Origin of the sequence: Synechococcus sp. Cruz-7E5, from assembly GCF_024345995.1 — a bacterium.
Taxonomy (GTDB): Bacteria; Cyanobacteriota; Cyanobacteriia; order PCC-6307; family Cyanobiaceae; genus Regnicoccus_A.
This window is the reverse complement of record NZ_JAGQCE010000027.1, coordinates 1-10387: the sequence shown is the minus strand read 5'-3', so window position 1 is coordinate 10387 and position 10387 is coordinate 1. Positions and strand designations below refer to the sequence as shown.

Sequence of the window (10387 nt, the reverse complement as noted above, 5' to 3'; positions counted from 1 at the left end):
GGAGATACTCGGTGAGGGGCTTCTCCAGGGGCTTCCCATCCCAGGCGCGATTGATCGCCTCAGCCAGCGGATCAGCCGGCTGGGTGGCGGTGACCCCATGGGCTGGATGACCAGCGGGCGCCGAGCTGAGCCTCCCTGCCATCCGCTCCACGATGGTGATGATCACCTCATCGGCGGGCTTGCCGCTGCGGACCAGCTCGTCGGCTTCCTCAGCGGGGAGGCCAGCAGCAGCGGCGCTGCGAAGGATGCGGTTCTGCCGCAGCAGCTGGCTGCGGGTGAGTGTGGTCTCGTCGTCGTCAGTGGTCTGGGTGGCGGTGGTCTGGGTGGTCATGGAATTGCCCTCCTGGGGCTCAGTGGTTTGTGATCTGGTCAGACAGGCCGGATCCGCCGGCACGGGCACGAGTGACGCCTCTCTCAGGCGCCAGTTGCGGGCCAGATCAGCGGTCTTCGAGTGCGGCTCCAGCGAACCGCCATCCAGCGATGCACCGACACTCACGGCGCAGCCAGAACGGGCCAGAGCCCAGCCCTCATCCGCCGCGGGTGCGTCGGTGAATTGAGCCAGGCCGATCAGTTGCCGGTTCTCAACCTTGAGGTCGATCAGGCGGCCAGCCATCCGCGCCGCGTTGTTCTCGTGCGACAGCAGAACCGGGATCGGGTGCGGTCCGTAATTCGGCAGCTGGCGGCAGCTCAGAACAACTCCATCGATCGGCGCCTCGGTGGCGATCACCAGCGAGACAGTCCTCGAGGATTCATTGGCGGTAGTTGGCTTGAATGCCGAGGCGCGGCGCACTTCCTTCTGGGTGGTTACTGCCACGACGGCACCTCAGAAATCCGGCGGTTCAGATCACTGCGAAGCTCAGCCTCCTGGCCCAACTGCGCAGTGGCGAACGCCAGCACCTCAGCGGCGAGCCGCCAGCCGCTGAGGGCATCGACCGTGATCGACTTACCAGCCAGGCCGAACCTCAGCGGGCCCTCAGCGGTGCGCTCCACCGTCAGGCCACAGGTCAGTTCAGCCCGTGCCGGCCGGGTGGCCAGTGCCGTCAACGCTGACGCCAGTTCACCGCCCAATGCCATCAGCTGGGGCAGCGTGATCTTTTGCTCCAGCACATCATCAGCGGCAACAATCAGCTGCAGCTGCTCACGCTCCACCACCAGCGAGCCGCCCAGGCCGTGGGCCATGACTCCACCGGGGCAGGCCACCACCGAAACCGGTGGCGGTTCATCGGGCAGGCGATCAGGCGATGCAGCCCAGATTGCGCCGCTGGCGGTCGTGCCAGTCGGTGGTAGTGCGGCGGCCACCTCGCGCAGTTCAGCCACCAGCTGGTTCAGCTCCAGCCGTTGCCGCACAGTGCCGTGATCACCCAGGGCAGCAGCGCCAACGGTCAGCAGCTGCCGCACTGCTTCGGAACGGTTCTCAGATAGAACGTCGAGCATCTTCACCAGCTCGGGTGACAGCTTCGCGCTCACCGTTACCGGCTCATCGATTCCAGGATCCATCAGTATTCGACGGTATACCTCAGGTTAGGGAGCATCAACCGGACGCAATCCTTGCCCGCCTTATCTGCTCACGGGGTGAGTCACTCCGCCAACGCACATAGTTGTCGTACTGCCTGGCCAGGCGGTCGCCATCAAACACCCACCGCCGCCGGCCGCCGTTCATCGTGCGCCGGGCGATGCCGTCGTGCTCCAGCATCTCAACCTGTTTCCGCAATGCCTGCGTGCTGATCCCCAGTCGCCGCGCGGCCTCAGTTGGGCCGATCCATGCCATCAGGCAGAAGGTGACAACATTGGCATGAGTCTAAAAAAATGTTGGCGTCTCCCCGCGGCATCCATCGCGGGGTTGGGGTTCGTATATGCACAGGCCGGAATTGCCGCCCCGCCACTGCAAACTGGCCAAGGTATTAGATCGCCTGTACTAGTCGAAAACTCGCGACTCGGAGGCCGCATGAGTCAAATTATATCGACCCAGTACCTTTTGACTACCCCCTATACCCATACCCATGCACAGCCGACAGGATCAATCAATCGATTGAACATTCTCAGATAGACTTAACACAACAGACTAACTGAACATAACTTATATTCAGTGCTCACCATTGCGTGTTGCGTTGATCATTGAAGCCAGCAGATTAGCTGCTGTGCTTACGCTGAGTGTCGAGCTTATGCGCACGCTTGGCCTGTGCCGACCACAACGGGCAGGCCTCAGGTGGTCTGGGTGCATCATCATCCGTCGGATTCCAACCTGCAGCGATCAGCACTTCATGGCGGTGTTCAGTCTCTGAGAAAGTGATCACGGGTTGTTCTATCTGTTCCCGCAACTATACCTGGCTGGTTATGCCGCTGCTACTACTTTCCGCAGTCTGTGAGCAGCCGCGGTGATCGCTGGTTTCACATCTGCCCGACTGGTGCCCAGCAGCTGGGCCAGCTGCCAAATCGTCGCGCCATCTTCTACGCGCAGCGCCAGGAGGGCCAGGTCATCACCCCCCACTGATTCGATCCGCTCCAGGCGTTCATCTTCCATCAGCCGATCGAGGCCCGATAGGGTCGTATCAGCTATGAAATCCACCGTCGCGCTGGCCTCACCATCGGCGTCGATCGATAGGTGGCGGTCCAATGAACGGACGGATTGCGCGGCACGACCGGCTTCGAGCATCCGATCACTGACGCCTTTCCTTACCCTGCCATCCATCAGCGCATAGTTAACGGCGACTGGAATCTTGATGGCATCACGTCGAGTTTCTACCTCATTGCCGATTGCCTGCCGAATCCAGTTGTACGCGTAGGTTGAGAATTCGTAGCCCTTCTCGGGATCGAACTTCTCGGCGGCTCGTGATAATCCAAGCGCACCAGCCTGTAGCAGGTCGAGCATATCCAACGCGCCATAACCGGCCAGCCGGCCCATGTACTTCCTGGCCAGGGCAGGCACCAGCAACAGGTTGCCGCTGACAATCCGATTGCGGGCACGGATGCCACGGCGGCGGATCAGCTCCGGGCAGCCGTCAGGGCCAGCGGGGTGATCCTGCCAGGCCCGAACCTGCCTGGCCAGCTCGATCACCTCGGTGCGGGTGATGCGGCCGGCTCGTTTCGCGACGCCGCACCAATGCGCCAGCGAATCAGCGGAAGACGTGCGCACGCGTGACTGGCTGGGGCCAGGGTCATTCTGGAGAGGCCAGGGCAGACTCTGCATCAGCCAGTGCAGCCACCAGCTGGTGATAGGCGGGGGAATCCTGGGGCTCGCCATACAGCGCGAACCAGGCTTCCTGCTGGGCCAGGTGCGGCCGCAGGGCAGCCAGCAGCTGGGCCAGGGCGGCGGTGGTGGGGGTGGGCATTGGGTTAACCGGAATCAACGCAATCAGCCTGTCATGGCTTAACAGGTAACAGCGTGAATCACTGGAGAATCTTATAGTCTTAGTCTTTACTCTGATCGGGTGAGTGATAACAACTCAGATCTGCGATGGCTCAGGCGGCGATGGGGGCAGCTGATCGGGGGGGGGGGGGGGCTCAGATTCCCTGGCTCAGAATCTCCCTGTATCTCTAAAGGGATTTTTTAAGCCACCCCATCGGCCCATCGCTCGGCCAGATCGGCCCAGTCACGGCCATCAGGCAGGGCCTCAGGGATCACGCGGTAATGCCAGGGCCTGGCCCCATCGACGCGAACCTGCCTGGCCTGCAGCCGATAGCCGAAGGACCGCAGCAGGCTGCGCAGGGTGCCGGTGGCGGTCTTGCCGGGGCTGATGCCCAGCACCTGCACCAGGGCGGCGCGGTGCGCAGCTGCGGTCGCCTGCAGCTTCACCAGCTGCAGATCCTCAGCGGTGAACCACCCCTCACGGCCCACCCAGTCGGTGAGCCCCAGGTGATCGGCAGTCTTCACGACGGATCCCACCGTGGTCTTGGCCAGATCCCAGGCCAGGTGCTGGCCGTTCGGTGCCATGTCACGGGCGGCGCAGCGGTCATGGGCATCGACGTGATCACGTCCATCAGTGAGCCAGAAGCGGCGGCGCAGTCGGCCGGCCTGGCCATCACGATCAGCGGCCAGCAGTTCCGCTGATGGCGTGGCTCCCTGCAGTGCCCAGGCCTGATCCACCTCGAAGCGGCGCAGCTGGTGACTCTGCTGCTGTGATCGTCTTCTCTTGCGCCTGATGGCCTCGGCTTCGGCGGCACTGAGCAGCGGTGCGGCGGCAATGGCGGCGTCTTCGGCGGCCTGCTGTTGCTCGGCGGTGGCCTTGAGCTGATCGGCCAGGGCCAGGCCGTCGGCCAGTTCCTGCGGGTCGATGGCCGCTTCGCTCAGCTCGTATCCCTCGCGCTCGAGCAGGGCCAGGACGGTGGAGCGGTAGGCCAGATCCTGAGCGTTTCTGATGGCGGCCAGCTCAGCCCAGGCGTTCAGCCACGGCCCAGCCAGGCCTTGTGATGGGACGGCTCCGGCTTGCGCCAGTTGCCCCAGGATCACCTGCTCGTGATCACTGAGCGTGCGAAGCACCTCATCAGCGCGGAAGCCACCGGAGCCCATGCGCAGGGCACGGCCGGGGGTGCGCTCGGGGCAGAACAGGTAACGCGGTGCGGTGGTGCGCAGGCGGCCGGCGGCTTGGATCACGTCCTCGGGCGGCACCACACCACCAGAGGCAAGGAAGACGGCGCCGAAGTGATCGGCCAGGCCGTCGATCGAGACGCCAGACGTGACTGCTGGGGTGCAGATCACCACGTCATGGGCAGCGCTGACGCCATTGGGATCAGCCGCGAAGCGGGCAGCGGGGTGGCCGCTGATCTTGCTGGTGACGGAATCCACCACGAGCACGCGGGCACCGGGCCAGTGCTGCTCCACCAGGGCGGCGAGGGTCTGGGCAGCGTTGCTCTGTCCGGCCTGCTGGGCCGTCACCCAGATCAGCAGCCGGGTGCGCTGCTGCAGCTGACGCACCAGGGCCCCGTTCCAGCGTTTGCGCTGCGGGAGCCAGACCAGTGGCGCCCCGGCGGCGGGGCGGTGCTCGCTGGTGATCAGGAAGGCGCGGCAGCCCACCAGGGCCTCGATCACAGCTAGGGCCTGATCGTTCAGCAGGGCATCAGCCACGATCACCTGTGAGGCATGGCGCAGGATTTCGGCCAGGGTCTGGAGCACCTCGGCGCGGTGCTTGGCGATGGCGGTACGGGCGGTGAGGGCATGGGCCAGCACCTGTACCAGCTCATCGATCACCACCACGGCGCCACGCCATTCGGCCGGGTTGATCGCCAGGCCGGAGCCGGGGCGGAGGCTGTCGATGCAGAGGGCCAGGCCCATCTGGCGCAGGGCTGAGCCGGGTGCAGCGCCGTCACCGGTTGGCAGGTTGAGGGCCTCGCCACCAGCTTCGGCAAGGCTGCGGCGATGGCTGAGCCAAAGCACCTTCGCCTGGCCAGCGGCGACCCGCTCGGCCAGGTGGCGGCGGATCGCCCAGGTCTTTCCGCTGCCCATGGCGGCAGCGAGGGCCACCAGGCGGGCACGATCAGCGGCCGGCAGTTTCGTGGCCATGGCGATGTATGTGCCGTTTGGGATCGGCAGATCACCGGAGCGCAGACGGGTCAGAACCGGCGGTGAGGCCAGGGCCACCAGAGCAGCTTCGAGCTGCTGCCAGGTGCCGCCAGCCACCAGGTGATCGTCGGCGCCTTTGCCGTGGCTGCCGGGCACCGTGCCCACCAGTACGGCAGCGCCAGCAGCGCGGAGCAGGCGGCCCAGGCGGCGGGCGGCCTTGGGCTCATCGGGATTTGGCTTGTCGCTGTGATCGAACAGGACCCAGACCTTGCGGCCAGCCAGCGGCACCCCTGCCAGGTCCTGGTGCAGCGCCGGCCTGCCGTTGCCGTCCTTGGGTGCACCGTTCCAGATACCGGGCAGCGCCACGGCCGGCTGGCCGATTGAGAGCAGCGCGGCGGCTTTCTTGGCACCCTCGGTGATCACCAGGGGCAGCCGGGGCTCAGTGGCCCACCAGCGCCAGAACGCGCCGCCGGAGCCATCACGATCAGCGGTCACCTCCAGGGGCAGTGCCAGCGCGAAGCGATCGGCCACCAGCTGCGCAACCACGGCGGGCACGCGCAGCCAGTAGCTGCGGGCCGGCATCCTGATGGGGTGCTCGTATTTGCGGGCCCGGTTGCGCTCGTGATCGAAGCGGGGCCGATCGGGCCGGAAGCAGCCCCAGGCCATCGGGGCCCAGTCGGCCAGCGGATCGAGGCCCGAGCACCACCAGCCGCCAGCAGCGGCGACGGGCTCGAGGGGGCGGAGCAGCCGGGCTACGGCGCCGGTTGCGTACTGACTGGCCCAGCCGTTCAGCTGCTCCAGCCGATCGCCCACCAGGGCCTCGATTGCGGCTGCACCCTGCAGGGTCTGCAGGTTCACGGCGGCCAGTGCCGGATGGCAGGCGCTGCCGTCGATCCAGTCGGCCAGGTGCCGGGCCTCGATCACATCGGGACCAGCGGCAGCGTCCCAGCTGCTGCCGCTGGTGATCACCGTGCCGGCCGCTGGGCGGCGCCAGTTGTCGCCGCTGCAGATCCGGTCCAGCAGATCCAGCGCAGCAGCTGGGCCGCCAGCGGACAGCAGGCCATCCCAGAGGGCAGGGGTGGGGATCCCCCACGTTTGACCTAAGACGAAGGCTCGACAATCGCCCTCCGTAGACTTAGGTTCATGGGAAGACACCGAGCCTTCGGGCGAAGTGTGGTCGGTTGCTCCAGGGGCTCTATCCCCCGGAACGGCTGTCAGAATCACTGGGTTACCGGTGGTTGGTCCCAGTTCCCGCGTTGTTTCTCAGGCGCGGCGGGTTCTGGGTTGGATTTCAGAGGGGGCCCTTCGGGGCCCTTTCTTTATGCGGCGGTGATCGACTCCCGGCGGGTGGTGCCGGCGGCGGATGCCTCCAGCAGGTCGGGCAGCTGGCGAACCAGCTCAGAGATGGTGGTGCCATGGCTGCGGGCAGCCGCATGGATCCGGTCCCGTTCATCGGCCGTGCAGCGGATGTTGACCAGGACGTTCATTCCCATGGGGCACGGGTAGCAGTCTTTACAAGGTTACGGACCGCTCCCGAGTGTGCAAGCCCTGGCGGCCTGCGTACCTGCCATAGCCACAGGTACGCCGTCCTGCTCAGCACCGGGGCAGCGAGACGGCTCAGGACGACTCGGCACCTTGATCGAGACGGCTCAGGACGGCTCCAGGGTCCAGCAGTTCCGCCCATGGCGCCGTGCCGTGACCCGTCCTCGCTCCACCACGGTGGCGCCGGGGCGTGCCCCCAGTAGCCAGCGCACCTCGGCCGTGCTCAGCGGCAGCCCGGTCTCGATCGCCAGCTGGCCGGCTTGGAGACGGCTCAGGACGGCCTGGGCCATGTCGGCTTCTTCCTCGGGCAGGGGCTCCGGCTCAGCATCCTGAGCCGTCTCGGGATGCCTCAGCGACGCCAGTGCTCCCTCCAGCTGGGCCAGCGTCGCCCCGCTCGAGAGCTTGGCGTGCACGGCGTCGAGGGTTTCTACCTGCTGCTGGCTCAGGCTGCTGACCGGCGAGCGGCTACCGGGGACGCGGACCTTGCTCGGCTCGATGCCGGCGATCTTCACCAGCTTGAAGGCTGTGGATCTCGGGACGGCTCTGGATTCCCACCAGGCGGACAGCAGCATGCCGTCCAAGACGGCTAGGGACGGCTCAGGCATGGCAGGCCAGCGATGCTGGGCCAGCGTGCCAGGACGTCCCGAGACGTGCCAGCAGCGAGGGCTACGCCTGGGCGATCAGGTCAGATCTCCTCTTGTTCGGCTTCTTCCGCTTCATCTGCGAGAGCCGAGAGAGCAATTGCGATGCTGCTGACTCCAGCCTCAACGCGCCCGACTCCAGCTCCGATGCGGTTGACTTCAACTCCGATGCTGTCGACTCCAGCTGCGATGCGGTTGATCTCAGCATCCGCAAGTTTTCTGTCTCGCTTATTACGTTCTTGGCCATAGAGCTGGAGGACCGCAACGGCCAGTAGCAGTCCAGCCACCGTAACCGACTTGACGGTCTTAGAGGAGTTTTCCTCGTAGCTCCTAGCAATCGGGATCAGCGCTGGCAGTAAGGCAGCAGGGACCCCCCAGAACCGCCCATAGTCCCATTCCAAAAGGCTGTCCCACAGTCGCCAGAGGGCAATTGCAGCCACGCCCGATCCCGCCAAGACCAGCCAGGGCCAGTGGTGGCTGGGCCATTCGAGAAGGACGGCCCAGAGCTGGGCCGCACTCGAGAGCAGATCGGCGGATTCAACGCCAGGCAATGCGAGCCGGCCCACAACTTCGGGAGGGTAAGTCCGTGACCGCAGCGCGGATCGAGTAGTCCAACGGGTTGGCCTAGCGGACCAGGAAACCTCTAGAGGAACCCCTCTCTCCTGGTCATGGCCACGATCACAGCCGTTCTCGCCCTGGCTCACAAGCTCGCTGAGCTTCCGCTGAAAAACCAGATCGCTGTTGGAGCGAACCTCGGGCTCCTGGTGGTGCTCGTGCTCCTGTTCAGAGGCATGGGCTGATGGGGCAGATCACCCAGATGGGGGAGGGAGGATCACCCAGACAGGAGGGCCTCGATCACCAGGCCATGGCGGCTCCAGCGAGGGCCGGCAGCAGCTCAGCCCGGCGGCCAGCTCGGCTCAGTGATCGGGGCAGGCCTTCGGCACGGGCCAGGCGGCGCAGCTCGGCCACGGTCAGCCGCTCCAGCTCCTGCCAGATCGGCGGCAGCCATGGCTGTTCAGTCGTCGGCGGAGCCGGGGCGGTGACGGGCACGGCAGCAGGGGCGACTGGGGCCACCACAGGCACGGCGGGCGCCGTGGTCGGCGGCGACGTGGCGGAGCCCCGCCAGCTGGTCAGCGTCAGCACCAGGGCGATCAGCGGCACGGCGATCAGCACCAGGGCCTCGGCCACCAACAGCACGGCGAGCATCAGCAGCTCGACCGGGTGCAGGTCTTCAATTCGGTTGTTCATCTCTCAGGGGGCGATGGTTCGGCCCCGGCGGCGTCAGCTTCCAGCCGCTCAGGGCCATGGGCCCCCATCTGAGTGATCCGCGGTTCTTCGGTTGTCGAATGTGATCAGGGTGGGCGTCTCAGCCAGCTGGACCCCACCACCGGGTCGTCCGTCAGTGCCTGCTGGGTAGCCGGGTGCCGGTCCTGCAGTGGCGGGGGCGCTGATGCGCTTGGGCTGTCGTTCCTGTTGACGTGGGCGGCGCGTTCGGCCTGACCCGTCGTCGTTTCCACTATACCATCGATCGACGATCGCGCCAGACAACTAAGGCGAAAGCGCAAGAAAAAACCCCCAGCAATGGCGCCAGGGGTTCGATCATCCGAACCTTCAGGTTAGGCAGGCAGGATCACTGGTTACGAACGATCGTTCGGTGGTCGCTGCAGGCGGCGCCAAAGGCATGTTCAACCTTCATCTTCATGCCGGAAGTGCTGAAGTCATCCTCCATCGATAGTTGCGGCATACCCTTAACACGTCCCAGCTCGAACGGCTTACGGTTGCCGGCAGCGACCACATAGAAGTAGCCAACCGGTACCAACGGATCAACAACCAACTGGAGAGACTTCCAGGGGTTTGTGTTGTCCGGATCGGTGGCGCTCCACGCTTCGCTCAGCAGCTGCAGCGCGGTGGTCTCTAGGTCGGTGCCCACCAGCACGTAGCCAGGATTCAGCCACAGCCGGCGGCTGCCCACCGATGTTTGATTCCGAAGCAGCGTCACCATCGACGCCAGGCCGCCCACTCCCATCTGGACAGGGGCGCCTGGTTTGTTGTTGTGATCAGCGTGGAACAATGCCAGACCATCGGGGCAGGTGCCGCCCAGGCCGCCGGTGCCATGGAGCAGTTCTCCCAGCTGAGCGGCTTCCGCTTCGAGCATCGTTGCGCTGACTTCATCGATCACCGCACCGATACCACCGAGGTCGTCGTTCTTCAGACTTTCGAAGGTGAATTGCAAGCCCAGGCCGTAACGCTTCGGGCGATACTTCCCGTCTTCGGATTGAAGCGATCCGAAGGTGATTTCACCGCCTTCCTCGATCGACTTGGCACTACCGACAAGACCGGCGTCGATCACGCTGGCTTCCCGGAAGTCCGCCAGCTGGCGGATACGGGCCAGCTCCAGGATCCCCCTCGGGGCTTCCTCGTGGCGATCCTGCAAGCGGCGGTCACCAGTGGCCAGCAGCAGCGACTGCGCGTCACTGGTGGAATGGAAACCACGTTCCAGGTGCAGCGGCGAACGCTTCCCGGTAAGGAAGGCAGACCGCACCAGATCTTCGCCGTTGCGGCCGGCATACCCCGCTTCGCGGAGATACTCGGTGAGGGGCTTCTCCAGGGGCTTCCCATCCCAGGCGCGATTGATCGCCTCAGCCAGCGGATCAGCCGGCTGGGTGGCGGTGACCCCATGGGCTGGATGACCAGCGGGCGCCGAGCT

General features: G+C 65.4%; 13 protein-coding genes. 2 read left to right on the top strand and 11 right to left on the bottom strand.

The features are described from left to right. From KBY77_RS16340 to KBY77_RS16300, 9 genes are all read right to left on the bottom strand, one after another. Positions 1-814, bottom strand: an 814-nt coding sequence (locus KBY77_RS16340; protein ID WP_255106793.1) for a hypothetical protein, incomplete at its 3' end; no start/stop codon positions are given. Further along, complete coding sequence (locus KBY77_RS16335; protein ID WP_255106792.1) at positions 805-1467, bottom strand: hypothetical protein; 663 nt, start codon at positions 1465-1467, stop codon at positions 805-807. The genes KBY77_RS16335 and KBY77_RS16340, both read right to left, overlap by 10 nt. Before the next feature lie 64 nt (positions 1468-1531). Further along, positions 1532-1768, bottom strand: a complete 237-nt coding sequence (locus KBY77_RS16330) for a hypothetical protein (protein WP_255106791.1) — start codon at positions 1766-1768, stop codon at positions 1532-1534. Between the two features lie 564 nt (positions 1769-2332). Beyond that, positions 2333-3133 carry a sigma-70 family RNA polymerase sigma factor gene (locus KBY77_RS16325; protein WP_255106790.1) on the bottom strand — a complete coding sequence of 267 codons (801 nt, stop codon included), beginning with the start codon at positions 3131-3133 and terminating at the stop codon, positions 2333-2335. Between the two features lie 22 nt (positions 3134-3155). Further along, a complete protein-coding gene (locus KBY77_RS16320) occupies positions 3156-3329 on the bottom strand; it encodes a hypothetical protein (protein WP_255106789.1) in 174 nt (57 codons plus the stop codon). Positions 3330-3547: 218 nt separating this feature from the next. After that, positions 3548-6652, bottom strand: coding sequence for a plasmid replication protein, CyRepA1 family (locus tag KBY77_RS16315; protein WP_255106788.1), 3105 nt, complete (start codon positions 6650-6652; stop codon positions 3548-3550). Between the two features lie 164 nt (positions 6653-6816). After that, on the bottom strand, positions 6817-6984 hold the full coding sequence (locus tag KBY77_RS16310; protein WP_255106787.1) for a plasmid mobilization protein: 168 nt from the start codon (positions 6982-6984) through the stop codon (positions 6817-6819). 162 nt (positions 6985-7146) lie between these two features. After that, complete coding sequence (locus KBY77_RS16305; protein WP_255106785.1) at positions 7147-7611, bottom strand: hypothetical protein; 465 nt, start codon at positions 7609-7611, stop codon at positions 7147-7149. Positions 7612-7724: 113 nt separating this feature from the next. Then, on the bottom strand, positions 7725-8120 hold the full coding sequence (locus tag KBY77_RS16300) for a hypothetical protein (protein ID WP_255106783.1): 396 nt from the start codon (positions 8118-8120) through the stop codon (positions 7725-7727). 228 nt (positions 8121-8348) lie between these two features. On the opposite strand from KBY77_RS16300, the gene KBY77_RS16295 reads away from it, so the two are divergent. After that, complete coding sequence (locus tag KBY77_RS16295) at positions 8349-8480, top strand: hypothetical protein (RefSeq protein ID WP_255106781.1); 132 nt, start codon at positions 8349-8351, stop codon at positions 8478-8480. 55 nt (positions 8481-8535) lie between these two features. Here KBY77_RS16295 and KBY77_RS16290 read toward each other — a convergent pair whose 3' ends face one another. Beyond that, on the bottom strand, positions 8536-8928 hold the full coding sequence (locus tag KBY77_RS16290; RefSeq protein WP_255106779.1) for a hypothetical protein: 393 nt from the start codon (positions 8926-8928) through the stop codon (positions 8536-8538). A gap of 382 nt (positions 8929-9310) precedes the next feature. Beyond that, on the bottom strand, positions 9311-10030 hold the full coding sequence (locus KBY77_RS16285) for a hypothetical protein (RefSeq protein ID WP_255106777.1): 720 nt from the start codon (positions 10028-10030) through the stop codon (positions 9311-9313). 69 nt (positions 10031-10099) lie between these two features. Here KBY77_RS16285 and KBY77_RS16280 point away from each other — a divergent pair. Beyond that, the coding region (locus KBY77_RS16280) for a hypothetical protein (protein ID WP_255106775.1) at positions 10100-10387 on the top strand (288 nt) is incomplete at its 3' end.

Bases quoted from the DNA above. Each gene is read 5' to 3' on its own strand.
- KBY77_RS16330 (WP_255106791.1), bottom strand. From the start codon at position 1,768: ATGGCATGGATCGGCCCAACTGAGGCCGCGCGGCGACTGGGGATCAGC.
- KBY77_RS16320 (WP_255106789.1), bottom strand. From the start codon at position 3,329: ATGCCCACCCCCACCACCGCCGCCCTGGCCCAGCTGCTGGCTGCCCTG.
- KBY77_RS16310 (WP_255106787.1), bottom strand. From the start codon at position 6,984: ATGAACGTCCTGGTCAACATCCGCTGCACGGCCGATGAACGGGACCGG.
- KBY77_RS16305 (WP_255106785.1), bottom strand. From the start codon at position 7,611: ATGCTGCTGTCCGCCTGGTGGGAATCCAGAGCCGTCCCGAGATCCACA.
- KBY77_RS16295 (WP_255106781.1), top strand. From the start codon at position 8,349: ATGGCCACGATCACAGCCGTTCTCGCCCTGGCTCACAAGCTCGCTGAG.
- KBY77_RS16290 (WP_255106779.1), bottom strand. From the start codon at position 8,928: ATGAACAACCGAATTGAAGACCTGCACCCGGTCGAGCTGCTGATGCTC.